Genomic DNA, 26,449 nt, shown 5'->3' with positions numbered 1-26,449 from the left:
CCGCCCCGCCTCAGTGGGCGCCCGGGCCGCCCGTCAGCTCCCGGCCGGTGACCAGCTCGGCCTCGATGCGGACGAAGACCCCGTCGTGCGTGACCACCCAGGAGCGCGGACCGGTGCGTGACAGCCGTTCCAGCTCGGCTGGCCCGGTCACCACCGACGCGCGACCCGTGACGACCACACTCCACCCGGACCGGGCCCCGGCGTCGAAGTCGTCGGCCTCGAAGGCCACCACGACCCCGTCGATCGCCCGGACGAGGTCCGAGCCCGCCGAGGTGCGCAGCACGACGGCGGAGTCCGTGTCCACGGAGAAGTTGACCGGCAGCGCCGTGGGCAGCGCCCGTCGGGTGTACACGACACGGCCGACCGGCACCTTGGCCAGCAGGCGCAGGCACTCCTGCCGGCCGAGAACGCGGAAGCCGTCGGTGGGGAACATCCGTCCATGGTCCCTCCGGGGTGCCGGACATCGTTAGGGCCGGACGGCCCTTGACGACGGGCCCATGGAGCACCACCGGGTGTTCTCGCCGGGCCCCCCGGGCCACCCCCACCGGAGCCGCCCGCCGGACGGCCGGCGGCGGGGGACCGACGGGCCGGCCGCAGGGGCCGTTCGGCCCCCTCTTCCGGGGAAGCCGGGCGCGGATAGTTGGGAGCGGGCCACTTGCGCGCACCGCGCGGCCGAGAGACCGGAGGCCGGTGCGATCAGCCGGCCGTACGACTGCGCACACGAAGGGGGACGGCATGCTTCAGCCGTCGAGGAAGCAGAGCGAGCGGCCGGAGCGGACCGCGACCGTTTCCGGCCGGGCGTGGCTGATGCTGGCACTGGCCACGGTGGGCTTCGCCGTCAACTTCTGGGCCTGGGCCCTGCTGAGCCCGCTCGGCCCGCGGTTCAAGGACAGCCTGGACCTCAGCTCGTTCCAGCAGTCGCTGCTGGTGGCGGTGCCGGTGGTGGTCGGCTCGCTGGGACGGATCCCGGTGGGCGCGCTGACCGACCGGTTCGGCGGGCGCGTGATGTTCCCGCTGGTCTCGGCGGCCACCATCCTGCCGGTGCTCTACCTGGGTCTGGCCGGGCACTCCTCGCTGGCCGCGCTGCTGGCCGGAGGATTCTTCCTCGGTATCGGCGGCACCGCGTTCGCCGTGGGCGTGCCGTTCGTGAACGCCTGGTTCCCGCCGGAGCGGCGCGGCCTGGCCATCGGGATCTTCGGATCCGGCATGGGCGGCACCGCGATCAGCGCGCTGACCACGGTCAACCTGGTCAAGGCGCACGGCATGGCGAACCCGTTCCTGATCACCGCCGGTGTGCTGGCCCTCTACGCGGTGGTGGCCGCCCTGGTGCTCCGCGACGCCCCCGGGCGCCCGGTGCCCACCGAGCCGCTGGCCCGCCGCCTGGCCGCCACCCTGAAGCTGCCGGTCACCTGGCAGGCCTCCGCGCTGTACGCGGTGGCCTTCGGCGGCTACGTCGCCTTCTCCGTCTACCTGCCCACCTACCTGAGGACCGGCTACGGCCTGACCCAGGCGGACGCGGCCAACCGGATGGCGGGCTTCGTGCTGCTGGCGGTCGCGATGCGCCCGGTGGGCGGCTGGCTGTCCGACCGCGTCGGCCCGGTGCGGGTGCTGGCCGTGGCCTTGGCCGTGGTGCTCGCCGGAGCGCTCGCCCAGTCGTTCACCCCGGCCCTGGCGCCGGCCGGCACGATCGCGTTCCTCGCGATGGCCGCCGCGCTCGGCGCCGCCAGCGGCGCCGTGTTCGCCCTGGTCGCCCTGCTGGCCCCGGCGAACAAGGTCGGCTCGGTCACCGGTGTCGTCGGCGCCGCCGGCGGCCTCGGAGGATTCATTCCGCCGCTGGTCATGGGCTCGCTGTACGGCGCCTACGGCTCGTACGCCATCGGCCTGGTCCTGCTGGCGGTCGTGGCCGCCGCCGCTCTCACCTTCACCGGCACCGGTGTGAGCCACGCCCTCGGCCGGCGCGCCCCGGCCGCCCGGGCCCACTGACGACGAGGAGAACCGCGAGATGTGCGAGTACTGCGGCTGCCAGGCGCTGGAGTCCATCGACGAGCTGACCCTGGAGCACGAGACGGTGGTCGGCCTGATCAGCCGGGTGCGCGACGCCCACCGGGACGGGGACGTCACGCGGATGGCGCAGGCCCGCCCGGACGATCGCCGATGTGCTGGGCCCGCACACCGAGGTCGAGGAACACGGCGTCGAGACCGTACTGCGCGAGGCCGCCGGGGGAGCACCGGCCGACCCCGCCTGGCCGGAACGGCTGACCGAGGTGCTGAACCTGCTGCGCGACCACATCCTCAAGGAGCAGGACGGTGTCTTCCCGGCCGCACCGGCCTGCCTGGACACCGAGCAGTGGGAGGCCGTCGAGGCGGTACGCGCCCGGGCCGGCACCCGTGTGCCGCAGCCGCAGCCGTCCACCTGACCCGGCGTCCGCACCGGGCCGGTCCGGGCCGCGCAAGGGTATTGGCGTGACGTGTGGGTGCCGGGAATTGTGGCAACACGTGCGAGGGCGTTCCCTGGGGCAGGGACCGAGACGAGCATCCGAAGGGCCGTCAGGCCCGGGAAGGGGCGCAGCGGTGGCCACGGAGACGGAGCCGGCACCGGACGGAAGGCGCGGGCCGGGGCTCCCGGGCCTGGACGGCGGGCTGTCGGAGGCGCTGGTGCGCTCCCGGCGGTACTTCACCCGGGCGGAGGTCTCCGAGGACCTGCGCACCCTGCACCGCGAGGGCGGCCGGCAGGCCGACGACTTCTACCGCGACCGCTGGTCGCACGACAAGGTGGTCCGCTCCACCCACGGTGTGAACTGCACCGGCTCCTGCTCCTGGAAGGTGTACGTCAAGGACGGCATCATCACCTGGGAGGCCCAGCAGACCGACTACCCCTCGGTCGGTCCCGACCGCCCGGAGTACGAGCCGCGGGGCTGCCCGCGCGGGGCCGCCTTCTCCTGGTACACCTACTCGCCGACCCGGGTCCGCTACCCGTACGTGCGCGGTGTGCTGCTGCAGATGTACCGCGAGGCCAAGGCCCGGCTCGGTGACCCCGTCGCGGCCTGGGCGGACATCGTCTGCGACCCCGAGCGCTCCCGCCGCTACAAGTCCGTGCGCGGCAAGGGCGGCCTGGTGCGGGCGAGTTGGGACGAGGCGGTGGAGATGGTCGCCGCCGCGCACGTGCACACCATCAAGGAGTACGGCCCCGACCGGCTGGCCGGGTTCTCGCCGATCCCGGCGATGTCGATGGTCTCGCACGCCGCCGGGGCCCGCTTCTACTCGCTGCTCGGCGGCGTGATGCTCTCCTTCTACGACTGGTACGCCGACCTGCCGGTCGCCTCCCCGCAGGTCTTCGGCGACCAGACGGACGTGCCCGAGTCGGGGGACTGGTGGGACGCCGGCTACCTGATCATGTGGGGCTCCAACCTGCCGGTGACCCGGACCCCCGACGCGCACTGGATGGCCGAGGCCCGATACCGGGGCCAGAAGGTCGTCGCCGTCTCCCCGGACTACGCCGACAACGTGAAGTTCGCCGACGAGTGGCTGGCCGCCCAGCCCGGCACCGACGGCGCCCTGGCGATGGCCATGGGCCATGTGGTGCTCAAGGAGTTCTTCGCCGACCGCCGCACCCCGTACTTCGACGGCTACGTCAAGCGGTTCACCGACCTGCCGTTCCTGGTCGCCCTCGACGAGCGCGAGCCGGGCAGCGGCAGCTACACGCCGGGGAAGTTCCTGACCGCCGCCGATCTCGGCGGAGCGCACGCGGCCGCGGAGCACGCCGAGTTCCGCACGGTGCTGCTGGACGCCGACGGCGTCCCCGTCGTCCCCAACGGCACCCTGGGCGACCGGTTCGGCGAGAGCGGGACCGGCCGGTGGAACCTGGACCTCGGCGACGTCGATCCCCTCCTGACGGCCGACGGCGGCGACGAGCCGCCGGTCGCGGTCGAACTGCCCCGCTTCGACGCCCCCGACGGCAGCGCCGGCGTGCTCACGCGCGGCGTCCCGGTCCGGCGGATCGCCGGCCGGCTGGTGACCACGGTGTACGACCTGCTGCTCGCCCAGTACGGGGTGTCCCGCCCGGGCCTGCCCGGCCGCTGGCCCGCCTCGTACGACGACGCCACCGAGCCGTACACCCCCGCCTGGCAGGCCGCGATCACCGGTGTGGACGCCGCGCGGGCGGCCCGCATCGCCCGGGAGTTCGCCGCCAACGCCGAGGAGTCACGCGGCCGTTCGATGATCATCATGGGGGCGGGCACCAACCACTGGTTCCATTCCGACACCATCTACCGCGCCTTCCTCACCCTGACCACCCTCACCGGATGCCAGGGCGTCAACGGCGGCGGCTGGGCGCACTACGTCGGTCAGGAGAAGGTCCGCCCCATCACCGGCTACTCGGCGCTGGCCACCGCCGCCGACTGGAACCGGCCCGCGCGGACGATGATCCAGACGGCGTACTGGTACCTGCACAGCGACCAGTACCGCTACGACCCGTTCTCCGCCGACACCCTCGCCGCGGCCGGCGCCGGCGGCCCCTTCGCCGGGATGACCACCGCGGACGTGATCGCCGCCTCGGCCCGGATGGGCTGGATGCCCTCGTACCCGACCTTCGGCCGCAACCCGCTCGACCTCGCCGACGAGGCGGAGGCGGCCGGCCGCCCGGTCGCCGACCACGTGGTGGACGAACTCAGGGCCGGACGGCTCACGTTCGCCGGCGAGGATCCCGACGCGCCGGAGAACTACCCGCGCGTGCTGACGATCTGGCGGGCCAACCTGCTCGGCTCCTCCGCCAAGGGCAACGAGTACTTCCTCAAGTACCTGCTGGGCACCGACTCCTCGGTGAACGCCACCGAGGCGCCGCCCGGCGCCCGCCCCCGGGACGTGGTGTGGCGGGAGGAGGCCCCCACCGGCAAGCTGGACCTGCTGCTCACCCTGGACTTCCGGATGACCAGCACCACCGTCTTCTCCGACGTGGTGCTCCCGGCCGCCACCTGGTACGAGAAGCACGACCTGTCCAGCACCGACATGCACCCCTACGTGCACGCCTTCAACCCGGCGATCGCCCCGCCCTGGCAGACCCGCACCGACTGGGACGCCTTCAACACCCTCGCCCGCGCCTTCAGCCGGCTCGCCGCGACCCACCTCGGCGTGCGCAAGGACGTGATCGCCGCCCCGCTGCTGCACGACACCCCGGACGAACTCGCCAACCCGCACGGCCGGGTCCGGGACTGGAGGGCCGGCGAGTGCGAGCCCGTGCCCGGCCGCACCATGCCGAGACTCGTCACCGTGGAACGGGACTACGGCGCCGTCGCCGAGAAGATGACCGCGATCGGCCCCCTCCTCGACTCCCTCGGCGCCACCACCAAGGGCGTGACCTTCAAGGTGGAGCGCGAACTCGACTATTTGCGGCACAAGAACGGCACCGTGCGCGGGGGAGTGGCGGACGGCCGGCCCGCGCTCGCCCGGGACGTGCACGCCTGCGAGGCGATCCTCGCCCTGTCCGGCACCACCAACGGGCATCTGGCCACCCAGGGTTTCCACACCCTGGAGGCCCGCACCGGCGCCCGGCTCGCCGACCTGGCCGCCGAGCACGAGGGCAAGCAGATCACCTTCGCCGACACCCAGGCGGCCCCCGTGCCCGTCATCACCAGCCCCGAGTGGTCCGGCTCCGAGAGCGGCGGGCGCCGCTACTCCGCGTTCACCGTGAACGTCGAGCGCGGCAAGCCCTGGCACACCCTCACCGGCCGCCAGCACTTCTTCCTCGACCACGACTGGATGACCGCACTCGGTGAACAACTCCCCGTATACCGTCCCCCGTTGAACATGCACACGCTGTTCGGGGAGCCGCGGATCGGGGACACCGGAGAACTCGGCGTGACGGTGCGCTACCTCACCCCGCACAACAAGTGGTCCATCCACTCCGAGTACCAGGACAACCTGTTCATGCTGTCGCTGTCCCGCGGCGGCCCCACCATCTGGATGAGCACGCGGGACGCCGAGAAGATCGGCGTACAGGACAACGACTGGATCGAGGCGGTCAACCGCAACGGCGTCGTCGCCGCCCGCGCCGTCGTCTCCCACCGGATGCCCGAGGGCACCGTCTACATGCACCACGCGCAGGACCGCCTGATCGACGTGCCCCGCACCGAGACCACCGGCCGCCGCGGCGGCATCCACAACTCCCTCACCCGCCTGCTGGTCAAGCCCAGCCATCTGATCGGCGGCTACGCCCAGCTCTCCTACGCCTTCAACTACCTGGGCCCCACCGGCAACCAACGCGACGAGGTGACGGTCGTCCGCCGCCGCGCCGACCAGGAGGTGGAGTACTGACATGCCCCGCGGCGAAGCCACCATCGGACGCGTCATGGGCCAGATGGCGATGGTGATGAACCTCGACAAGTGCATCGGCTGCCACACCTGCTCGGTCACCTGCAAACAGGCGTGGACCAACCGCACCGGCGTCGAGTACGTGTGGTTCAACAACGTCGAGACCCGCCCCGGCCAGGGCTACCCCCGGCGCTACGAGGACCAGGAGCGGTGGCGCGGCGGCTGGGAGCTGAACAAGCGCGGCCGGCTGTCGCTGAAGGCGGGCGGCCGGTTCAAGAAGCTGATCACCATCTTCTCCAACCCCGTGCTGCCGTCCCTGGACGACTACTACCAGCCCTGGACCTACGACTACGAGACGCTGACCAACGCCCCGCTGCAGGACCACACCCCGTGGCCCGCCCCAAGTCCCTGATCACCGGCAAGGACATGAAGATCTCCTGGTCGGCCAACTGGGACGACGACCTCGGCGGTTCGGCCCAGCACGGCGAGAAGGACGTCCTGCTGGGCGAGGTCGCCGAGAAGATCAAGCTGGAGTTCGAGCAGACCTTCATGTTCTATCTGCCGCGCATCTGCGAGCACTGCCTCAACCCCTCCTGCGCGGCCTCCTGCCCCTCCGGCGCGATCTACAAGCGCGAGGAGGACGGCATCGTCCTCGTCGACCAGGACCGCTGCCGGGGCTGGCGGATGTGCGTGACCGGATGCCCGTACAAGAAGGTCTACTTCAACCACCGCACCGGCAAGGCCGAGAAGTGCACCTTCTGCTTCCCGCGCGTCGAGGTCGGACTGCCCACCGTCTGCTCCGAGACCTGCGTCGGCCGGCTCCGCTACATCGGCCTGGTCCTCTACGACGCCGACCGGGTCCTGGAGGCCGCCTCCGCCCCGGACGACACCGACCTCTACGAGGCGCAGCGCTCCGTCTTCCTCGACCCGGAGGACCCCCGGGTCGTCGCCGCCGCGGAGCGGTCGGGCATCCCCCGGGACTGGATCGAGGCCGCCCAGCGCTCCCCGGTGCACGCCCTGATCAACAAGTACAAGGTGGCCCTCCCGCTGCACCCGGAGTACCGCACCCTGCCCATGGTCTGGTACGTGCCCCCGCTCTCCCCGGTCGTCGACGCCGTCCGCGAGACCGGACACGACGCCGAGGACCACCGCAACCTGTTCGCCGCCGTCGAGGCGCTGCGCATCCCCGTCGACTACCTCGCGCAGCTCTTCACCGCCGGCGACCCGGCCCCCGTCGACGCCGTACTGCGCCGGCTCGCCGCCATGCGCTCCTACATGCGCGACATCAACCTCGGCCGGGAACCGGACGCCGCCATCCCCGAAGGGGTCGGCATGGGCGAGGAGCAGATGTACGACATGTACCGGCTGCTGGCGCTGGCCAAGTACGACGAGCGGTACGTCATCCCGCCCGCCCACGCCGAACAGGCGCACAAGCTGGAGGAACTGGCCACCGAGTGCAGCCTGGACTACGAGGGCGGCCCCGGCATGGGAGGCAGCGGCCCCTTCGGCGAGACCTCCGGAGGCGCGGCACCCATCGCCGTGGAGAACTACCGGGCCCTGCGCGACCGGCAGACCTCCGACACCCCGGCCGCCCCCGTCGGCAAGGACACCCGCGTCAACCTCCTCAACTGGGACGGCAAAGGCTCCCCGCCCGGCCTGTTCCCGCCACCGGGCTCAGAAGGCACCAGTGGCGACAGCGACGACACCGGTGGGGAGGCCGAGCCCAGGCCATGAAGCGGAATCTCAGGCCGGCGGCCCGCACCCAGCCCTGGCACCCGTACGCCTGGCAGGCGCAGTCCCTGCTCCTGGCCTACCCCGACGAGCAGCAGGAGCAGCGCCTGGACCTGGCCCGCCGGGCCGCCGCCGCCCTGCCCGGCCGGGTCCGTGACCCGCTCCTCGCGTTCGCCGGGTACGCCGGACGCACCCCGGCCGCCGATCTGGCCACCGCCTACGTCGCCACCTTCGACCACCGCAAGCGCTGCTGCCCGTACCTCACCTACTACGCCCACGGCGACACCCGCAAGCGCGGTATCGCCCTGCTCCGCCTCAAACAGGCCTACGCCGCCGCCGGCCTGCGCCTGGCCGAGGACGAACTGCCCGACCATCTCGCCGTCGTACTGGAGTTCGCCGGCACCGACCCGGCCGCCGGGCACCGGCTGCTCACCGAGCACCGCGCCGGACTCGAACTGCTCCGCCTGGCCCTGCGCTCCGAGGACTCGCCCTGGGCGTGGGTGCTGGAATCCGTCTCCGCCACCCTGCCGCCGCTCAAGGGCGACGACAGGGACGCGGTCGCCCGGCTCGCCGCAGAGGGGCCGCCCGAGGAGGAGGTCGGGCTCGCCCCCTACACGCCCGCGCCGTTCATGCCCGACCCCGCAGGAGGCCCGCGATGACCGCAGCCGTGCCGTCCGGCACGCCGTCCCTCACCACGGCCGCCGGGGCCGGACCCGGCGGCATCGTGCTCTGGGTGATCCTGCCCTACGTCGCCCTGGCCTTCTTCGTGCTCGGCCACGTCTGGCGCTACCGCTACGACAAGTTCGGCTGGACGACCCGCTCCTCGGAGCTGTACGAGAACCGGCTGCTGCGCATCGGCAGCCCGCTCTTCCACTTCGGCATCCTGATCGTGCTCGTCGGTCACGTCATCGGCCTGGTCCTGCCGGAGAGCTGGACGGCGGCCGCCGGCGTCTCGGAGACCTCGTACCACGTGATGGCGGTCGCCCTCGGCACCGTCGCCGGGGTGTGCACACTGGGCGGACTGGCCATCCTGATCTACCGGCGCCGCACGGTCGGCCCGGTGTTCTCCGCCACCACCCGCAACGACAAGGCCATGTACGTCTCGCTCGCCGCGACCATCGTGCTGGGCCTGTCCGCCACCGTCGACGCCAACATCGCCGGCGGCGGCTACAACTACCGCGAGACCATCTCCGTCTGGTTCCGCTCGGTCTTCTACCTGCGACCGGACGGCGACCTCATGGCCGGCGCGCCCCTGCTGTACAAGCTGCACGCGATCAGCGCGCTGCTGCTGTTCGCGTTCTGGCCCTTCACCCGCCTGGTCCACGTGCTCACCGCGCCGGTCGGCTATCTCACCCGCCCCTACATCGTCTACCGCAGCCGCGACACCCGCCTCGGCACCCGTGCGCCCCGCCGCAACTGGGAACGCATCGGATGACGACCCGTCCCGAGAACCCAGGTCCCTGAACCGCCAGTACGGAAAGGAACTCCGATGTCCGTCGACACCCAGCAGGCGTCCGACCGCCTCGGGCAGGAGGAGCTGCGGTCGCTGGACGCCCACTGGCGCGCCGCGAACTACCTGTCCGCCGGCCAGATCTACCTCATGGCCAACCCGCTGCTGACCGAACCGCTGCGCCCGGAGCACGTCAAGCCCCGGCTGCTCGGCCACTGGGGCACGTCACCCGGCCTCAACCTGGTGCACACCCACCTCAACCGCGTCATCAGGGCCCGCGACCTGAACGCCCTGTGCGTCTGGGGCCCCGGCCACGGCGGACCGGCCGTGCTCGCCAACTCCTGGCTGGAGGGCTCCTACTCCGAGACGTACCCCGACATCACCCGGGACGCGGCCGGCATGGCGCGGCTCTTCAAGCAGTTCTCGTTCCCCGGCGGAGTGCCCAGCCACGTGGCCCCGGAGACCCCCGGCTCGATCCACGAGGGCGGCGAACTCGGCTACGCGCTCTCCCACGCCTACGGCGCAGCGCTCGACAACCCCGACCTCGTCGTCGCCTGTGTCATCGGGGACGGCGAGGCGGAGACCGGACCGCTCGCCGCCTCCTGGCACTCCAACAAGTTCCTCGACCCGGTCCACGACGGCGCCGTCCTGCCGGTCCTGCACCTCAACGGCTACAAGATCGCCAACCCGACCGTGCTCGCCCGGCTCCCCGAGGCCGAACTCGACGACCTGCTGAGGGGCTACGGCCACGACCCGATCCATGTCACCGGTGACGAGCCGGCCGCCGTGCACCGCGCCATGGCCGCCGCCATGGACACCGCCCTCGACCGCATCGCCGGCGCCCAGCGCGCCGCCCGCGAGGACGGCGCCACCGAACGGCCCCGCTGGCCGGTGATCGTGCTGCGCACCCCGAAGGGCTGGACCGGTCCGGCCGAGGTCGACGGAGTGCCCGTGGAGGGCACCTGGCGCGCCCACCAGGTTCCGCTGGCAGCCGTCCGGGACAACCCCGAGCACCTGCGGCAACTGGAGCGGTGGCTGCGCTCCTACCGGCCCGAGGAGCTCTTCGACGAGCGGGGCGCCCCGCGGCCCGAGGTCCTGGCCTGCGTGCCCGCGGGAACCCGCCGGCTCGGGGCCACCCCGCACGCCAACGGCGGCCTGCTGGCGCGTGAGCTGCCGCTGCCGCCGCTGGAGCGGTACGCCGTCGCCGTCGACAAGCCCGGCGCCACGCTGCACGAACCGACCCGTGTCCTCGGCGACCTGCTCGAGGACGTCATGCGGGCCACCACCGAGCGCCGCGACTTCCGCCTCGTCGGCCCGGACGAGACCGCCTCCAACCGCCTGCAGGCGGTGTACGCGGCCAGCGGCAAGGCCTGGCAGGCCGAGACCCTCGACGTGGACGAACACCTCGACCGGCACGGCCGGGTGATGGAGATCCTGTCCGAACACACCTGCCAGGGCTGGCTGGAGGGCTACCTCCTCACCGGCCGGCACGGACTGTTCTCCTGCTACGAGGCCTTCGTCCACATCGTCGACTCGATGGTCAACCAGCACATCAAGTGGCTGCGCACCACCCGCCGGCTGCCCTGGCGGGCCCCCATCGCCTCCCTCAACTACCTGCTGACCTCACACGTGTGGCGCCAGGACCACAACGGGTTCTCGCACCAGGACCCCGGCTTCGTCGACCACATCCTCAACAAGAGCCCCGAGGCGGTCCGGGTCTACTTCCCGCCGGACGCCAACACCCTGCTGTCCGTGGCCGACCACGCCCTGCGCAGCCGCGACTACGTCAACGTCATCGTCGCCGGCAAGCAGCCCTGCTTCGACTGGCTGCCGATGGAGCAGGCGCGCGTGCACTGCGCGCGCGGCGCCGGCGTCTGGGAGTGGGCGGGCACCGAGGACGGGTCACGGGACCCGGACGTGGTGCTGGCCTGCGCCGGCGACGTGCCCACCCAGGAGGTGCTGGCCGCCGCCCAGTTGCTGCGCCGGCACCTGCCCGAGCTGGCCGTGCGCGTGGTCAACGTGGTGGACATCGCGCGGCTGCTGCCCAAGGAGGAACACCCTCACGGGATGACCGACTTCGAGTACGACGGGCTGTTCACCCCGGACAAGCCGGTCGTCTTCGCCTACCACGGCTACCCGTGGCTGATCCACCGCCTGGCCTACCGGCGCACCGGTCACCGCAACCTGCACGTGCGCGGCTACAAGGAGATCGGCACCACGACCACGCCGTTCGACATGGTGGTCAGCAACGACCTGGACCGCTACCGCCTGGTCATGGACGTCATCGACCGCGTCCCCGGCCTGGCGGTGCGCGCGGCGGCCGTACGCCAGCACATGGAGGACGCCCGCCAGCGCCACCACGTGTGGATCCGCGAGCACGGGACGGACATGCCCGAGGTGGCCGACTGGACCTGGGACGGCTGAGCGGCCCGGACGGTCAGGGAGCCGGCGGCACGGTCCACTCGACGACCGTGCCGCTCGGCTCGTTCGCGGACAGGGCGCACGTGCCGTTCATCTCCTCGGCGCGCCGGCGCAGATTCGCCAGACCGCTGCGCCGGGTGACCGCCGGATCGATGCCGCGGCCGTTGTCGGCCACCCGCAGCCGCAGGGCGGCGTCCGTGACCTCGACCCCGACGTCGACCGACGTGGCGTGCGCGTGCCGGGCCGCGTTGGACAGCGCCTCGCCGAGCACGGCGAGCAACTGCTCGCCCTGCTCGGCGGAGACGACGGTGTCCAGCAGCCCGGTCATGCGCAGCGCGGGCGCGAAGCCGAGCGATTCGGTGGCCCGTTCGGTGGCCGCGACGAGCTGGGCGCGCAGCCCGCTGCCGCGTCGCGCCTGGTCGCCCTCGCGCAGGGCGTAGATGGTGGAGCGGATTATCTTGATGGTGTCGTCCAGGTCGTCCACCACCCGCTGGATCCGCTCGCTCACCCGCGGCCGGTCGGAGACCCGCCCCAGGGTCGACTGCAGCGACAGCGCCCCCGCGAACAGCCGCTGGATGACGAGGTCGTGCAGGTCCCGGGCGATCCGGTCGCGGTCGTCGAGGACCACCATGCGCTCGGTGTCGCGCCGGTGCTCGGCGACGTCCAGGGCCAGCGCGGCCTGGCTGCCGAACCCGGTGACCATGTCGCTCACGGCGTCGGCGAAGAGGGCACCGCCGGGCAGGTTCGCCACCTGCAGCACCCCGCGGATGTGCTCCGGGGTGCCGAGCGGCACGAAGAAGGCCGGCCCGAGTTCCACCACCGAGGCGCTGCCGCCCTCCGCGCGCGGGTCGGCGCTCAGCGCGTCACTGGTGATCGTCTCGCCCGAGGTGAAGACCTTGGCGGCCAGTGCCGAAGGGGGCAGCACCAGGCCGCGGACCTTGTCGGCCCCCGCGCCCGAGGCCGCCTCGACGACCAGCTCACCGCGGTCGCCGACCGGCACCGCGAGGGTGACCAGCGCCGCGCCGGCCACCTCCCGCACCTTCTCGGTGAAGGACTCCAGCACCGCCCCCGGCTCGGCGCCGGACAGCAGGCTGCGGGTCAGGTCGTTGCTGGCCGCCAGCCACCGCTGCCGGCGCTGCGCGTCCTCGTACAGCCGGGCGTTGTCGATCGCCACGCCGGCCGCCGCCGCCAGGGTGCGCAGCACCGCCTCGTCGTCGGTGTCGAACTCCGCCCCGCTGCGCTTGTTGGTCAGGTACAGATTGCCGAAGATCTGCTCCCGGACCCGGACGGGGGCGCCGAGGAAGCTGCTCATCGGCGGGTGCCCGGCCGGGAAGCCCACGGACGCCGCGTGCCGGTGCAGGTCCGCCAGCCGCAGCGGCTCCGGGTGCCGGATGAGCAGGCCCAGGATGCCCTCGCCGCGCGGATAGTGCCCGATCCGGGCGATGGTCTCCTCGTCCATGCCGACCGTGACGAACTGCTTGATCGTGCCCTCGTCACCCACCACGCCCAGCGCGCCGTACTGGGCGTCGACCAGGGTGACGGCCGACTCCACGATGCGGCGCAGCACCACTTCCAGGTCCAGGTCCGAACCGACGGCCAGGACGGCTTCGAGCAGGGTGTGCACCCGGTCCCGCGCTCCCCTTACCTGCGCCACCTGGGTCTGGAGATCGTCCAGCAGCGCGTCCAGGCGCAACTGCGGGGACATTCCCGACGCCTGCGACTCACGCCCGTCCTGCGCGCGCTCGTCCACCACGGCTCCCCTCACCGTCTCGCCGACTCACCCCCCAGGATGCCCGACGGGCCGGGGTCGCCGCACGGCAGCCCGGGGTTCCCGCGGGCGGCCGGCGCCCTCAGCCGAACAGGCTCGGTACGCGGATCGTCCGGACGTGCCGCCACGTGCCGCCGGGCAGCAGCATCCACTCACCCGCCGCGCCCCGGGGCGCCCGGGTGACGCGGCCGTCCTTGGCGCGCACGGCCTTGGAACGTACGGTTTTGCGGGACGGCAGCCGGGCGCCGCAGCGCTCGGACTCGATCCGCGGCAGGTTTCGGGCACGCTTGCTCACTGTTCCTCCCGGGAGTGTGCGGCGGACCGTGTCACCCGCCCGCGCTCCTTCGCGGGCCGCTGTGCCGTGCCGGCCGGCGGGACGTCGGGGACCGCGCTCCTCCGCGGCCCGGTACGCCCCGGTTCACGCCGGCGGCGACGGAACCACCAGGACGGGGCAGCGGGCGTGGCGCAGCAGACCCTGACTGACCGAGCCCAGCATCATGCCCGTGAAACCGCCATGCCCCCGGGTACCCACCACCAGGCCCAGCGCGTGCGCCGAGGCGTCGGCGAGCGCCCGCACGGGATGCCCGGTGAGCAGTTCGTGACGCAGGTCCACCTCCGGGTAGCGGGCCCGGCGGCCGGCCACCGTCTCGGAGAGCAGCCGACGGCACTCCTGCTGCGCCGCGTATTCGTCGAAGATCCGCAGCGGCCCCGGCTGCCAGACGTACAGCGCCCGCAACTGGGCCCCGCGCAGCGCGGCCTCCTCGAACGCCAGGTCGACGGCGACGGCGGAACGCTCGCTGCCGTCGACGCCGACGACGAAGTACGCGGGCTCCTGCGTGACGTGCTCCGGCTCGGGCACGACGACCACCGGGCAGTGCGCGTGAGCCGCCACCGGCAGGGCGACGGCCGCCGAGCCGAAGACCTCCCGAGTCCGGTTCAGATGCCGCGAGCCCAGGACCACCGACGTGGCGTCGCGGCTCTGTTCGCGCAGCACCCACACCGGGTCGCCCTCCGCGAGCAGCGGATCGACGACGGCGTCCGGGCAGCGCGCGGTGACGAAGTCCACGGCGTCGTCGAGCACCTGCTTGCCGGCCCGGTGCAGCGTGTCGTTCCACTGCTCCCAGGACGACGGGACATCCGGCTCCCGGGTACCCCTGGTCGGCACGCCCTCCACGTGGACCGGGCGCAGCGGGACCCGTCGCCGGACCGCCTCGTCGGCCGCCCACGCCAGCGCCATCCGCCGGCCCGGGTCCGGATCGACGCCCACCACGACCGGCCTGCGGTCAGCGGCGCCCGCCATGGCCGCCTCCCTCCGTGGTGGCCGGGACCGGGGGCCGGGGCAGCACGTTCATCGTCCTCGCCTCCTCGCCGCGGTGGCACGGGGAGAACCACCGCTCCTTCCATGGAAGTCCCGGTACGGCCGGACTGCCAGTGCCAGGGGCCCCGGCTTCCGGCGCAGCCGGCGGAAAGCACCCGGGGACCCGCAAGAAGGGCCGTTCGGCCTACGCGCGACGGGCCCGCGCGCGCTGCACTAGAGGTGCCGGCAGACCCGACGACCGCCGAGGAGGTCACGGCGATGGCCACACTGACACGCAGGCAGAAATTCCCGTTCCCGGACATGCCCGACTGGTTCGAGACCATCCCCAGCAATTTCACGATGCCCGCCGTGCGCATCGAGGACTACACGGAGAGCGGCCGCTACGTCATGCGCGCCGAATCGACGTCGTCGTCGGCGAAGGCGTCCTGACGGTCCAGGCCGAGCGCACCGAACGGGACGTGGACAAGAACCACAGCGAGTTCCGGTACGGCGCCATGAGCCGCAGCGTGACGCTGCCGCGCGGCGCCGACGAGGACGACATCAAGGCCGACTACACCGACGGCGTGCTCACCGTCAGCGTGGGCCTGGGCGCCGAGAAGACGGAGGCCAGGCACGTCGAGATCCAGCACAAGCGCTGACCGGCGATCCGTCCCCGGCCGGCGGGCCCCGCGCGGGCCCGCGGGCGCCCGCCCGCTCCCGGGGCGGTCACCGGACGGCGCGCGCCGCGGCCCAGCGGCGCCGTACCGCCTCCTCGTGCTCCGCCTCCTCCAGCGCCGGCTCCACCGCCGCCTCCTCCAGCGCCGGCTCCACCGCCGCCAGCTCCCGCCGGAGCCGGGGGATCCAGTGCCGGCGCAGGGCGCGGACCCGCTGCCGGGTCCGGGCGGCCTCCGCGGCGAGCAGTTCGGCGGCCCCGTGGACGGTGTGCTCGGCGGCCGCCCGCACCGCGGCCCGGTACGCCGTCTCGGCGTGCGCCAGCGCCGTGTTCGGTGGCGCCGGCTCCTCCGGGGCGCGCACCGGGTCCGTCCAGGACAGGGCCGCCGGGTGCCGTACGCCCATCAGCGCGTCCCACCGGACGCCGACCCGTGCCCGGTCCGCCGGCGCCGCCTCGGCCCGGATAGGGCCGTCACGCCGCTCCACCAGGGCCGTTCGGCTCTAGGCGGCGAGCACAGGTGCGCGGTGACACTGGGACAACAGGCAACCCGACGGAGCGCGGAGGCCACCGTGAACAGGCACGAGAACTTCTCCACGGGGGCGGAGGCCCGGCGCACCCAGCCCGGCCGTTCCTGGAGCCCCGGTGAGAGCGCCCGGCAGGACATGCTCGTCCGGTACCTGGGCGCCGTGGCCGCCGCCGCGGCCTGGCACGCCGGCGGCGAGGAGCCCCCGCCGGGTGAGACCACCCGGCCGGCTTCCCGGGCCGCCCCGCCCACGCGGCCGCCCGTGCCGCCGCACGGCGCCGGTCCGGCGCTGGTGCGGGACGTGATGGACGTGCCCTCCGCGTCCCTGCGGGACGACCTGCCCTACCGGGAGATCGCCCGGCTGCTCGCGCGCGAACAGGTCGGCGCCCTCCCGGTCGTGGACGGGGAGGACCGTGTGCTGGGCGTCGTCTCGGAGTCGGACCTGCTGGCCAAGGTCGCGTTCGAGGCCTCCGGCCACCGCCCCGGCCCCATCGGCAGGCTCCGGGAACGGCGCCTGCACGGCAAGGCCCGCGGCGAGACGGCGGCCGACCTGATGACCAGCCCCGCGATCACGGTGCTGCCGGGTACCACCGTCGCCGAGGCCGCCTGGCTCGCCGCGCTGTCCCGGCTGAAGCGGCTGCCGGTCGCCGACCATGAGGGCCGGCTGGTCGGCGCGGTCGGCCGGGACGCCCTGCTGCAGATCCTGATCAGGGACGACGCCGGAATCCAGGCCGAGGTGGAGACCAGGGTCCGGGCCGTCTGCTCCCCGCACGACCGCGGAGCCGTGGACGTGACCGTCCACGACGGCATCGTCGAACTGGCGGGGCAGGTGTCACCGGCGACCGGGGCCCGGCTGCTGGCCGAGGTCGAACGGATCACCGACGTGGTCGAGGTGAAGAACCTCCTCCGCGCGGACTGACACAGCGCCCGCTCACGGGTGCCGGGCCCCGGACGCGGAGCCCGCCGGTCCCGCCGCGGGGCCCACACTCACCGCCCGAACCGCCCCCCGTCCCCGGAGGTGGAGACCATGACCCGAACCATCACCGCGGGTCTCGACGGCTCGCCCGAGAGCCGGGCCGCCGTCGAATGGGCGGCCCGCGAAGCCCTGCTGCGCCGGCTGCCGCTGAAGATCGTCAACGTCCGGGGGCCCGGCCCCGCCGAAGGCACCGGCGGCATCCCGCGCGAGGCGGCCGAGGGCATCCGGCTGCGCCACCCCGGTGCCGAGGTGGTCACCGACCAGCTCACCGGCAACCCGGCCGAAGCCCTGACCGAGGCGGCCGACACCGCCGAGCTGATGGTGCTGGGCTCCCACGGGCTCGGCACCGTCGGCGGGTTCCTGCTCGGCTCGGTCAGCCTGGCCGTCATCGCCCGCGCCGAGCGTCCGGTGGTGCTGGTCCGGGCCGGTGAGCAGGCCGCCGACGAGCACCGGCCGGACCCGGCGGGCGTACCGTCGGCCGGCGGGCCCTTCCGGCCGGTCGTCCTCGGTCTCGACACCGGCGCGCCGGACGACACGCTGCTCGAGTTCGCCTTCGACGCCGCCGCGTGCCGGGACACCGCCCTGCGGGTCGTGCACGGCTATTACGAGCCGCACGGCTCCGTGCACCCCCTCCAGGGCGACGCCGGCACGCACGCCTCGCACGCGCGCGGGCAGGCCACCGTCCTGACCGAGCTGCTGCGTCCCTGGCGGCAGAAGTTCCCGGACGTCCAGGTGATCGAGGCGAGCCGGTGCGGCAGCGCCGCGCGGGTCCTCGTCGGGGCCGCCCGCGACGCCGCCCTGGTCGTCGTCGGCCGCCGGGTCCGCACCGGCCCCCTCGGCGCTCGTATCGGCCACGTCACCCACGCCGTGCTGCACCACGTCGAGGCCCCCGTGGCCGTCGTCCCGCACACCTGACCCTCGACCGAAGGAGAGCCCCATGGACCTGCCGATCGTCGTCGGCGTCGACGGATCCGGGCCGAGCCTGCGGGCCGTCGACTGGGCGGCCGACGAGGCGGCCCTGCGCGGCGCGCAGCTGCGGCTGGTGTACGCCTCGCTCTGGGACCGGTACGAGGGCGCCCTGCTCGCCCAGGAGCTGGACAGACCGAAGGAGGAGGTGATGGCGCAGGACGTGGTCGGCACCGCGCGGCTCCGTGCCGAGCGCCGCCGTCCCGGAGTGCCGGTCGGTACCGACGTAGTGGGCGAGGAGCCGGAGGAGGCACTGGTGCGGGAGAGCCGCGGCGCCCTCGCGGTGGTGCTGGGCTGCCGCGGCCGCGGCGGTGTGACCGAGGCGCTCCTCGGCTCCGTGAGCCTCACGGTCGCCGGGCGGGCGCACTGCCCGGTGATCGTGCTGCGCGGCAGCCACGACAACCGGGCCGGTGCGGCGCCGCGCGGCCCCGTCGTCCTCGGCGTCGGTGAGAAGCCGACGGTCTCGGCCGCCGCCCGTTTCGCGGCCGAGGAGGCGGTACTGCGCCGGGTGCCCCTGGAGGCCGTACGGGCGTGGCGGCACCCCGCGCACGCGACCACCGCGCACTCGCTGTTCGCCGGTGAGCCCGCCCGGTTCGAGGAGCAGCGGGCCGCCGAGGCGGTCGAGGAGGCCCTGGCGGACGTCCCGGCCGGCCTGGAGGTGACCCGCAGGGCCGTCGAGGGGCACGCCCGGGACGTCCTGGTCGCCGCCTCGCACGAGGCCGGTCTGCTGGTCGTCGGCGCCCGGCACCGCCACGGCCCGTTCGGGCTCCACCTCGGCCGGGTCGTCCACGGCGTCCTGCACCACGCGGCCTGCCCGGTGGCCGTCGTACCCGAGGCCTCCTGAACCGAACCGCGGCGTACCGGACGCAACCAGACGGCACCGGACGGGCCGGCCCGTCCGGTGCCACCAGGGCGGCGTGCTCACCTTGTGTCGCCGGTGTCGACGCCGTCCAGCGCCGCCCGGCCGCCCGCCCCGCCTCCAGCCGGGCCACCGGGACCCGGAACGGCGAGCAGGAGGCGTAGTCCAGGCCCACGGAGTGGAAGAAGCGGATCGGCTCCGGGTCGCCGCCGTGCTCGCCGCGCACACCGGTCCGCAGCCCCGGCCGGGTGGCACGGCCCTCCTCGACGGCGATCCGGACCAGCCGGCCCCGGAAGTCGTACACGAAGCGGCTCTTGACGACTCTTCTCGGCTCGGTGGTCCGGGTCCCGATACCTGTCCATCGTCCGTCGCGGCGCGGCGGCCGGGGAGGTGCCCTCCGGCCCGCGGACCGCGGCCGACCGGCCCCAGGCGCGCGGCCGGGACGGGCACGCGGCCCGATGAGGGTCCAACGGCCCTGCGGACGGGCCTCATCGGCTCATGACGTACTGCCGGGCGCGCGGGACGGTGGACACAGACAGGTCGGACCCCACGCACCGGAGCACCTGTGCCGGTGCCCTCCAGGAAGTGAGTCGCCGTGATGTTCTGGTACGACCACAATGCCGGGTGGGGCTGGTTCGCCATGTCCGTCGGCATGCTGCTCTTCTGGGCCCTGATCATCGCCCTCGGCGTGCTGCTGTACCGTGCCCTGGCCCGGCCGGGCGGGGGCGGTGCCCCGACCGGAACCCGGTCCGTGGGCCCCGCGGCCGAGCATCTCCTCGCCGAGCGCTTCGCCCGCGGCGAGATCGACGAGGAGGAGTACCGCCGCCGGCTCGCCGTCCTGCGCGAGGACACCGGCGACGCCCCCAGGGCCGCCAGGCGCTGACCCGCGCCGGCGCCGGCCCTCGCGCGGCTGCTGGAACCTCCAGGGTCCGGCGCGCCGGCCGGGGGTCAGGACACCGTGCCCCGCACCACGGCGACCGGACAGTGCGCGTGGTGCAGCAGGGCCTGGCTCACCGAGCCCAGGAGCAGGCCCGTGAAGCCGCCGCGGCCGCGGGCACCGGCGACGAGCAGCCGCGCCTCGCCGCTGGCCTCGATCAGCGCCGGACGCACCCGGGACCGCACCACGCGCCGCTCCACCGCGACCTCCGGATGACGCTCCCGCCACGGGCGCAGAGTCTCCTCCAGCGCCCGCTCCTCCGTGGCCTGGAGCCGCTCGGCGTCCACCACCACGTCCAGCGGATGGACGGCGGGCTCGTCGGCGCCCTCGCTCCAGGAGTTCCACACCCGCAGCGCCAGCAGGTCCGCGCCGCGCAGCGACGCCTCCGCGAAGGCGAGTCCGGCGGCGGCCTCGCCCGCCGGTGAGCCGTCGGACGCGAGCAGCACGGGACCGTCCGGATCGGGCCTGCCGCGGACCACCAGCACCGGGCAGCGGCCGTGCGCGGCCAGGTGCACGCCGGTGGAGCCGAGCAGCAGACCGCCGAACCCGCCCAGCCCGCGGCTGCCGACCACGACGAGCGAGGCGGTGTGCGACTCGATCTCCAGCACCATCAGCGGCTCACCGACGGCCACTTCGCGGGTGACCGCCAGCTCCGGTACGGCCTCACGGGCCCGCTCCTCGGCCTTCACCAGGGTGCCGTCCACCATCTCGCGCAGGCCCGCCGCCGCGGGATTCCACGGGGGCCCGCCGGGCGGCAGATGCATCGACGGCCAGCCGAAGGCGTGCACGAGACGCAGCTCCGCGCCTCGCAGCCCCGCCTCCCGGGCCGCGGCCTCGACCGCGTCCAGGCTCGACGGCGATCCGTCCACTCCGACGACGACCGGGTTCGTCATGACACACCTCCGGGTAGCTCGGTGTCCCCCCCCGGCACTGCCCCCGGCGCGTGGAGCCGGGGGCCGCCCGCTTCTCGCGGGCCCTGATTGCACGGTGCGCGGTTTCGCTCCGCTTCACCGTGTCTCCTCGTGGCCCTCGGCTCAACTCCAGGACACCGCGTCCCGCCCGTGACGACCAGGGCCGTGAGACCCCCGCCGGGGGACCGGCTTCGGCCCCCTCGTGCGGCCGCGTGGCGGCCGCACCCGTCAGGTACGAAGCTGGAGACCCGGGTGGCCGGGTCCGCCGGCTCGGACGGGCCCGGCCCGAGAGGAGACGACGGCGGTGACGATTCCCCTGGTGGTCGGCCTCGACGGCTCCGAGGCGAGCCTGGCGGCGGTGGACTGGGCCGCCGGCGAGGCGGCCCGGCACGGCGTGCCGCTGCACCTGGTGCACGTGACGGCGGGGGACCGGGACGCCGCCGGTCTGATCGGCGCCGCCACGGAGCGTGTCCGGCGGGACGCCCCCACGGTGCCGCTGACCAGCGAGGTGCTGCACGCCGACCCGGCGACCGCGCTGGTCGGCAAGGGACACGACGCCTTCGCTCTGGTCCTCGGCTCCAGGGGACTCGGGGACCTCGACGCGATGCTCCTGGGGTCCGTCGGCCTGGCCGTGGCGGCCCGGGCGGAGTGCCCGGTCGTCGTGGTGCGCGAAGCCGCCGAAAACCGGGAGGCCAGGTTCGGCAGCGTCGTCGTCGGCGTCGAGAACGGGGAGGGCAGCGCCACGGCGGTGGCGTTCGCCTTCCGTGAGGCGCAGGTGCGGCGGTGCGGGCTGGTGGCGGTGCACGCCTGGACCGCGCCGCTCGACGCGCACGCCACGGCGCAGGCTCCCTCATGGGCCCTGGAGGCCCACCGGCGCCCGCCGCCCCAGGTGCTCGACGACGCACTGCGCGGACTGACGGACCGTTACGGCGACGTCCCGGTGACCCGCAGGGTGATCGAGGGGCCGGCCCGCCGGGAACTGCTCGACGCCGCGTCCGGCGCGGACCTGCTGATCGTCGGTGCTCCGCGGCGGCACGGGCACCCCGGTCTCCAACTGGGCCTGACCGGCCACGCGATGCTCCACCACGCGCCGTGCCCGGTCGCGGTCGTGCCCCGGACCTGACCGGGGCCGGTGACCTGACCGGATCCGTCGGCCGGGAGTTGCCCCGACGTCCGGCCGCCGGGGGCCGGACGTCGGCACGGCAGGGCCGTTCGGCCCTGTGAGCGAGGCCCGCCGCCGTCCGATCGTGGGACGACAGGGGGAGCCGAGGAGGCGACGCCGATGTCGGAGGCGACGACCACCGACCTGTACGAGGTCACCATGGCCCTGTCCTACCTGCGGGAGGGCATGGCGGGCCCCGCGACGTTCAGCCTGTTCGTCCGCGACCTGCCCCCCGAGCGCGGCTTCCTGGTCGCCGCGGGTCTCGAGTCGGCCCTGGAGTACCTCGCCGGCCTGCACGTCGGCCCCGAGGACGTCGAGGACTTCGCCGCCGCGCTGCACCGGCCGGCGGACGATCTGCGGCCCCTGCTGGGACTGGAGTTCACCGGCCGGGTGCGGGCCGTGCCGGAGGGGCGGATCGTGCTCGCGGGCGAGCCCCTGCTGGAGGTGACCGCGCCCCTGCCCGAGGCACAGCTCGTCGAGACGTACGTGCTGAACCGGATCAGCCATCAGACGCTCATCGCCTCGAAGGCCGCGCGCTGCGCGCTCGCGGCGGACGGACACCCGGTCGTGGACTTCTCCCTGCGGCGCACCCACGGCCCGCAGGCCGGGTTCCAGGCCGCCCGGCTCGGCGCGCTGGTCGGTTTCGCCGGGACCAGCAACGTGGCCGCCGCCACGGCCACCGGCACACCCGCCGTGGGCACCATGGCCCACTCCTACGTGGAGGCGTTCCCCGGCGAGGAGGAGGCGTTCCGCGCCTTCGCCCGGACCCACCCGGGGCCGCTGACCCTGCTGGTGGACACCTACGACACCGAGGCCGGCGTGCGCGTCGCCGCCCGCGTCCTGCGCGACCTGGACCGCGGGACCGGTTCGGCCGTACGGCTCGACAGCGGCGACCTCGGGGCCCTGGCGGTACGCGCCCGGGCCCTGCTGGACGACGCGGGGCTGCCGGACGTACGGATCATCGCCAGCGGCGGGCTCGACGAGTACGCCGTGGACGACCTGGTGCGCTCCCGGGCCCCGATCGACGTCTTCGCCGTGGGCACCCGCGTCGGCGTCTCGGCCGACGCACCGTATCTGGACTCCGCCTACAAGATGGTGGAGTACGACGGCCGGCCGGTGATGAAGCTGTCGTCGGCGAAGGTGACGGCGCCCGGCCCCAAGCAGGTGTTCCGCCGCCCCGGATACGCCGATGTGATCGCCCTCGCCGACGAGCGGCCGCCGGGCGACGGCACACCGCTGCTGGAGACCGTGATGGCCGGCGGGCGGCGCACCGGCGGGCGGCCCACGCTCGACGACGGCCGGGCGCGCTTCGCCGCGGATCTGGACGGGCTGCCGCCCGCCGCCCGCCACGTCCGCGCCCCGGTCGCGCCCCGCGCGACGGTGTCCGGCCGGCTCGCCGCGCTCGCCGCCGATGTCCGGCGGCGCATCGAGGAGCGGATGTCCGCGGCCGGCCCCCGGCCGCCCGGCGCGGGGCCCGCCGCCCGCGGAGCGCTCCGGCCCGCGGCCCATTGACCGGCATCCAGGTGAGGAGAGAAACGATGTCGCACACGGCTGAGTGGAAGGTCCGCCTCCACCTCTTCGAGGACGACGAGGGGACGACGAAGGCGCACGTGGTGCTGGACACCGGCACCGCGGCGCTCACCGGCGAAGGGGCGGCGCACTGCCACCCGGCGGACGCGAACGTACCGGAGATCGGTGACGAACTGGCGGCGGGCCGGGCCATGGTCGACCTCGCCAAGCAGCTGCTGACCACCGCCGAACGGGACATCCAGGGCATCGGGGCACCCGGGTCCGGCCCCGGAACCCTGAAGACGGCATCACTCTGAGGAGAGGGCGGCGACCATGCGAGCTCACCTCGGCGACCAGCTCGTCGTGGAAAGCCCGGCGACCGGCATCGCCCGGCGCGACGGCGAGATCGTCGGACTCCACCACGAGGACGGCACACCGCCCTACGACGTGCGCTGGTCGGACACGGAACAGGTGTCGCTGGTGTTCCCCGGACCCGACGCGCACATCCACCACATCGGGCACGGCACACCACCGTCCGACCACATCGGGCACGGCACACCACCGTCCGGCCACGAGGCCTCGCAGGCGTCCGGTGCCGTGTCCGGTGCCGCCCCGGCATTCGGCGCCCCGGAGTTCGCCGCCCCAGCGGCCGGCGACATCGGCCGGCGCGTGGCGGTCGAACGCCGGCGCCGGGGGCTCAGCCGGGAGGAGACGGCGGGCCGCGCCCGCATGTCCCCCGACTACCTGGCCTACCTGGAGGAACATCCCGCCGACCCGACGCTCGCCACCCTCGTCAGGCTGGCCGACGCGCTCGGCACCACCGTCGCCGTACTGCGCGGCCGAGGCGCCGATCTGCCACCCGGCCAGGGCCACGCGCTGCTCCATCCGCACCTGCGGGACCTCGGCCCACAGGAGTGCCGCGCCCTGCTGGCCACCCACGGCGTCGGCCGCGTCGCGGTGACGGCGCCCGACGGCCGGCCCGCGGTCGTCCCGGTCAACTACGAGATCGTCGACGACGCGATCGCCTTCCGGACCACCCCGGGCTCGGTGCCCGCGGCGGCCGTGGGCACGGACGTCGCCTTCGAGGTGGACCACCTGGACGAGGCGCTCAGCCAGGGCTGGAGCGTGCTCGCGGTGGGCCCCGCGCGCGCCGTCACGAACCCGGACGCCGCACGGCGTCTCGCCGGGGGCGCGTACGGCGAGCCGTGGGCGGGCGGTGAACGCGAGCTGTGGGTGTCGATCCGGCCCACGCGGCTCACCGGCCGCCGCATCACCCCCGGCCCCTGACCGGGCGGCGCGGCGACCGGGCGACGGTACGGCAGGGGAGAGGACGGGGGACCACGGCAAGGGGGGGGCAACCGGACGGAGAAGGCGGTGGCGGCGATGGAACTCCCGCTGGTCGTGGGCGTGGACGGCTCGGACTGCAGTCTGCTCGCGGTCGACTGGGCGGCGGCCGAGGCGCGGCGGCGCGGGCTGCCGCTGCGCCTGGTCCACGCGTCGCTGTGGGAGCGCTACGAGGGTGCCCGGCCGTCCTTCGGCACCGGCCGTCCCGCCGAGGAGGTCATGGCGCAGCACATCGTCGCCTCCTGCGCCGAACGTGTCCGGGCACGCGAGCCGGAGGTGAAGGTGTCCGGCGAGGTGCTGCCCGCCGATCCGGTGGCCGTGCTGCTGGCGGCGGCGCCCACGGCCTCCGCCCTGGTCACCGGAGTGCGCGGGCGGGGCGAGATCGCCGGTCTGCTGCTGGGGTCGGTGAGCCTCGCGGTGGCGGCGCGCGCCGTGTGCCCGGTCGTCGTGGTCCGGGGAACCGAGCGGAACATCGCGGGGTCCCGGGGCCGGATCGTGGCCGGAGTGGGCGAGTCGGCCGGCAGCGCGGGTGCCCTGCGGTTCGCCGCCCGCGAGGCGGAGGTGCGCGGCTGTGGCCTGACGGCCGTACGGGCCTGGCGCACTCCGGCCCAGCAACCCGTGGACCACATGCTGATCGCCGACGCCGCCGCCCGGTCCCGCGAGGACCGGGCCCTGGCCGGCCTCGACGAGGCGTTGCGCGAGACCGAACGGGAGCACCCCGGGCTGGAGATCGAACGCCGGCCGGCCGAGGGCCCCGCCCACCGGGTGCTGCTGGAGGCGTCGGCCGGGGCCGATCTGATCGTCGTCGGCGCCGTGCGGCACCAGGGCCATCTCGGTCTGCAGCTCGGCAGGGTCGCCCACGCCCTGCTGCACCACGCGCGGTGTCCGGTCGCCGTCGTCCCGCACCGCGTCTGAGGCCCACCGCGGCATCTGGCGTTCTCAGGCCGCGAAGGTCACGTGGATGGTCAGCAAGGGCAAGGCCTGACCAGGGGGAACATCCCTGGCGCCACCGTGGCGTCTCAGTCCTCGGTCCACCCGTGGTTCCTGCCGAACCGCAGCAGCCCGAGCCGGACCTGAAGGATCTGCTCCCCGGTCAGGGACGGCGCGGTGGCCAGCAGGATCTCGGTGACCTCGTGGAGGTACTCGTCCGGGGTGAGGACGTCGCACAGCGAGTCGTCGCCGTCCGGCTGCCTGGCTGCGCCCGGGAAGGGAACCCCGCCCCCGCCCCTGACCAGCGCCGGCCCGCCGACGGACGCAGGGGCCAGCTTCACCGCCGAGGCCTTCGGGCCCCGGTCGCCCTCCTCGACCTCGAACTCCACCACGAGCCCCGGACGCAACTGCTGCTCGGGAATGAGCAGATCGTTCACGTGCAGGAAGACGTCCTCGGTGCCGTCCTCCGGAGCGATGAACCCGTACCCCCGGGAACCGTCGAACCGCACCACCCGACCAGCGACCATGCCACCAACCCCCAAAGAACCGGCCCCCTTGCCCGGGCCGTCACCAGCGCAGAAGACTAGGCCACCGCGCGCCGCCGGGGCGAGCCGCACCCGGCCCCGCCCGCCCGTGCGGGCCGTCGCACGAGCCGCCGCGCGCGTCGCCGTACACGCCGGGGTGCG

At 74.2% G+C, this 26,449-nt stretch carries 24 protein-coding genes and 2 pseudogenes; 18 read left to right on the top strand and 8 right to left on the bottom strand.

Going from position 1 to position 26,449, the window contains the following annotated elements; translation table 11 throughout:
- Nucleotides 1–10: 10 nt before the first annotated feature.
- A complete protein-coding gene (locus ABZ478_RS32060) occupies nucleotides 11–433 on the bottom strand; it encodes a pyridoxamine 5'-phosphate oxidase family protein (RefSeq protein ID WP_359554885.1) in 423 nt (140 codons plus the stop codon).
- Between the two features lie 302 nt (nucleotides 434–735).
- Here ABZ478_RS32060 and ABZ478_RS32055 point away from each other — a divergent pair, with 302 nt between their 5' ends.
- The 7 genes and pseudogenes from ABZ478_RS32055 to ABZ478_RS32025 all read left to right on the top strand — a co-directional run bounded on the left by ABZ478_RS32055 (nucleotide 736) and on the right by ABZ478_RS32025 (nucleotide 11,911).
- Nucleotides 736–1,983 (top strand): NarK/NasA family nitrate transporter, encoded by a 1,248-nt coding sequence (locus ABZ478_RS32055; protein ID WP_359554882.1) that lies wholly within the window; start codon nucleotides 736–738, stop codon nucleotides 1,981–1,983.
- Between the two features lie 173 nt (nucleotides 1,984–2,156).
- On the top strand, nucleotides 2,157–2,417 hold the full coding sequence (locus ABZ478_RS32050; protein WP_359554881.1) for a hypothetical protein: 261 nt from the start codon (nucleotides 2,157–2,159) through the stop codon (nucleotides 2,415–2,417).
- Nucleotides 2,418–2,628: 211 nt separating this feature from the next.
- Nucleotides 2,629–6,309, top strand: a complete 3,681-nt coding sequence (locus ABZ478_RS32045) for a nitrate reductase subunit alpha (protein WP_359554923.1) — start codon at nucleotides 2,629–2,631, stop codon at nucleotides 6,307–6,309.
- Between the two features lies 1 nt (nucleotide 6,310).
- A pseudogene (gene narH, locus ABZ478_RS32040) lies at nucleotides 6,311–8,040 on the top strand (nitrate reductase subunit beta).
- Nucleotides 8,037–8,696 carry a nitrate reductase molybdenum cofactor assembly chaperone gene (gene narJ, locus ABZ478_RS32035; RefSeq protein ID WP_359554878.1) on the top strand — a complete coding sequence of 220 codons (660 nt, stop codon included), beginning with the start codon at nucleotides 8,037–8,039 and terminating at the stop codon, nucleotides 8,694–8,696. The pseudogene narH and the gene narJ overlap by 4 nt, the downstream one beginning before the upstream one ends.
- Nucleotides 8,693–9,472: a respiratory nitrate reductase subunit gamma gene (gene narI, locus ABZ478_RS32030; protein WP_359554876.1), complete on the top strand. Its 780-nt coding sequence runs from the start codon at nucleotides 8,693–8,695 to the stop codon at nucleotides 9,470–9,472. Before narJ ends, narI begins: the two co-directional genes overlap by 4 nt.
- Nucleotides 9,473–9,526: 54 nt before the next feature.
- Nucleotides 9,527–11,911: a phosphoketolase family protein gene (locus ABZ478_RS32025; protein WP_359554874.1), complete on the top strand. Its 2,385-nt coding sequence runs from the start codon at nucleotides 9,527–9,529 to the stop codon at nucleotides 11,909–11,911.
- A 13-nt stretch (nucleotides 11,912–11,924) separates the two neighbouring features.
- Here the strand turns inward: ABZ478_RS32025 and ABZ478_RS32020 are convergent, their stop codons facing one another.
- The 3 genes from ABZ478_RS32020 to ABZ478_RS32010 all read right to left on the bottom strand — a co-directional run bounded on the left by ABZ478_RS32020 (nucleotide 11,925) and on the right by ABZ478_RS32010 (nucleotide 14,976).
- On the bottom strand, nucleotides 11,925–13,661 hold the full coding sequence (locus ABZ478_RS32020; protein WP_359554872.1) for a GAF domain-containing sensor histidine kinase: 1,737 nt from the start codon (nucleotides 13,659–13,661) through the stop codon (nucleotides 11,925–11,927).
- 97 nt (nucleotides 13,662–13,758) lie between these two features.
- A complete protein-coding gene (locus tag ABZ478_RS32015; protein WP_359554870.1) occupies nucleotides 13,759–13,971 on the bottom strand; it encodes a hypothetical protein in 213 nt (70 codons plus the stop codon).
- Between the two features lie 123 nt (nucleotides 13,972–14,094).
- Nucleotides 14,095–14,976 carry a universal stress protein gene (locus ABZ478_RS32010; RefSeq protein WP_359554867.1) on the bottom strand — a complete coding sequence of 294 codons (882 nt, stop codon included), beginning with the start codon at nucleotides 14,974–14,976 and terminating at the stop codon, nucleotides 14,095–14,097.
- Between the two features lie 276 nt (nucleotides 14,977–15,252).
- On the opposite strand from ABZ478_RS32010, the gene ABZ478_RS32005 reads away from it, so the two are divergent.
- Both ABZ478_RS32005 and ABZ478_RS32000 read left to right on the top strand, forming a co-directional pair.
- Nucleotides 15,253–15,423: a hypothetical protein gene (locus ABZ478_RS32005; RefSeq protein WP_359554864.1), complete on the top strand. Its 171-nt coding sequence runs from the start codon at nucleotides 15,253–15,255 to the stop codon at nucleotides 15,421–15,423.
- Nucleotides 15,424–15,452: 29 nt separating this feature from the next.
- Entirely contained in the window at nucleotides 15,453–15,632 is a 180-nt protein-coding gene (locus ABZ478_RS32000) for an Hsp20/alpha crystallin family protein (RefSeq protein WP_359554862.1), read from the top strand.
- Nucleotides 15,633–15,699: 67 nt separating this feature from the next.
- On the opposite strand, the gene ABZ478_RS31995 is transcribed toward ABZ478_RS32000, so the two are convergent.
- Complete coding sequence (locus ABZ478_RS31995; protein WP_359554859.1) at nucleotides 15,700–16,131, bottom strand: V-type ATP synthase subunit D; 432 nt, start codon at nucleotides 16,129–16,131, stop codon at nucleotides 15,700–15,702.
- Between the two features lie 84 nt (nucleotides 16,132–16,215).
- Here ABZ478_RS31995 and ABZ478_RS31990 point away from each other — a divergent pair, with 84 nt between their 5' ends.
- The 3 genes from ABZ478_RS31990 (at nucleotide 16,216) to ABZ478_RS31980 (ending at nucleotide 18,955) form a co-directional block, all read left to right on the top strand.
- A complete protein-coding gene (locus ABZ478_RS31990; protein WP_359554856.1) occupies nucleotides 16,216–17,088 on the top strand; it encodes a CBS domain-containing protein in 873 nt (290 codons plus the stop codon).
- 108 nt (nucleotides 17,089–17,196) lie between these two features.
- On the top strand, nucleotides 17,197–18,060 hold the full coding sequence (locus ABZ478_RS31985; protein WP_359554854.1) for a universal stress protein: 864 nt from the start codon (nucleotides 17,197–17,199) through the stop codon (nucleotides 18,058–18,060).
- Between the two features lie 22 nt (nucleotides 18,061–18,082).
- Nucleotides 18,083–18,955, top strand: a complete 873-nt coding sequence (locus ABZ478_RS31980; protein ID WP_359554851.1) for a universal stress protein — start codon at nucleotides 18,083–18,085, stop codon at nucleotides 18,953–18,955.
- 118 nt (nucleotides 18,956–19,073) lie between these two features.
- Here the strand turns inward: ABZ478_RS31980 and ABZ478_RS31975 are convergent.
- Nucleotides 19,074–19,259: pseudogene (locus ABZ478_RS31975) on the bottom strand (putative PEP-binding protein); the annotation flags it as partial.
- Nucleotides 19,260–19,568: 309 nt separating this feature from the next.
- Here ABZ478_RS31975 and ABZ478_RS31970 point away from each other — a divergent pair.
- Nucleotides 19,569–19,853 carry an SHOCT domain-containing protein gene (locus ABZ478_RS31970; protein WP_359554921.1) on the top strand — a complete coding sequence of 95 codons (285 nt, stop codon included), beginning with the start codon at nucleotides 19,569–19,571 and terminating at the stop codon, nucleotides 19,851–19,853.
- Nucleotides 19,854–19,918: 65 nt separating this feature from the next.
- On the opposite strand, the gene ABZ478_RS31965 is transcribed toward ABZ478_RS31970, so the two are convergent.
- Nucleotides 19,919–20,800, bottom strand: a complete 882-nt coding sequence (locus tag ABZ478_RS31965; protein WP_359554849.1) for a universal stress protein — start codon at nucleotides 20,798–20,800, stop codon at nucleotides 19,919–19,921.
- A 322-nt stretch (nucleotides 20,801–21,122) separates the two neighbouring features.
- On the opposite strand from ABZ478_RS31965, the gene ABZ478_RS31960 reads away from it, so the two are divergent.
- The 5 genes from ABZ478_RS31960 to ABZ478_RS31940 all read left to right on the top strand — a co-directional run bounded on the left by ABZ478_RS31960 (nucleotide 21,123) and on the right by ABZ478_RS31940 (nucleotide 25,748).
- A complete protein-coding gene (locus ABZ478_RS31960) occupies nucleotides 21,123–21,941 on the top strand; it encodes a universal stress protein (protein WP_359554846.1) in 819 nt (272 codons plus the stop codon).
- Nucleotides 21,942–22,100: 159 nt separating this feature from the next.
- The gene (locus tag ABZ478_RS31955) at nucleotides 22,101–23,492 is read left to right on the top strand and encodes a nicotinate phosphoribosyltransferase (RefSeq protein ID WP_359554843.1); all 1,392 of its coding nucleotides are present in this window, start codon (nucleotides 22,101–22,103) and stop codon (nucleotides 23,490–23,492) included.
- A 26-nt stretch (nucleotides 23,493–23,518) separates the two neighbouring features.
- Nucleotides 23,519–23,806: a DUF1876 domain-containing protein gene (locus ABZ478_RS31950; protein ID WP_359554840.1), complete on the top strand. Its 288-nt coding sequence runs from the start codon at nucleotides 23,519–23,521 to the stop codon at nucleotides 23,804–23,806.
- A 16-nt stretch (nucleotides 23,807–23,822) separates the two neighbouring features.
- Nucleotides 23,823–24,776 (top strand): DUF1918 domain-containing protein, encoded by a 954-nt coding sequence (locus tag ABZ478_RS31945; protein ID WP_359554837.1) that lies wholly within the window; start codon nucleotides 23,823–23,825, stop codon nucleotides 24,774–24,776.
- 96 nt (nucleotides 24,777–24,872) lie between these two features.
- Nucleotides 24,873–25,748 (top strand): universal stress protein, encoded by an 876-nt coding sequence (locus ABZ478_RS31940; RefSeq protein ID WP_359554834.1) that lies wholly within the window; start codon nucleotides 24,873–24,875, stop codon nucleotides 25,746–25,748.
- A 104-nt stretch (nucleotides 25,749–25,852) separates the two neighbouring features.
- Here the strand turns inward: ABZ478_RS31940 and ABZ478_RS31935 are convergent, their stop codons facing one another.
- Nucleotides 25,853–26,290 (bottom strand): cold shock domain-containing protein, encoded by a 438-nt coding sequence (locus ABZ478_RS31935; protein ID WP_359554831.1) that lies wholly within the window; start codon nucleotides 26,288–26,290, stop codon nucleotides 25,853–25,855.
- Nucleotides 26,291–26,449: the final 159 nt, after the last annotated feature.

The sequence above is a fragment of the Streptomyces sp. NPDC005706 genome, from assembly GCF_040631045.1.
GTDB lineage: Bacteria > Actinomycetota > Actinomycetes > Streptomycetales > Streptomycetaceae > Streptomyces.
This window is presented reverse-complemented; position numbering and strand designations above follow the sequence as displayed.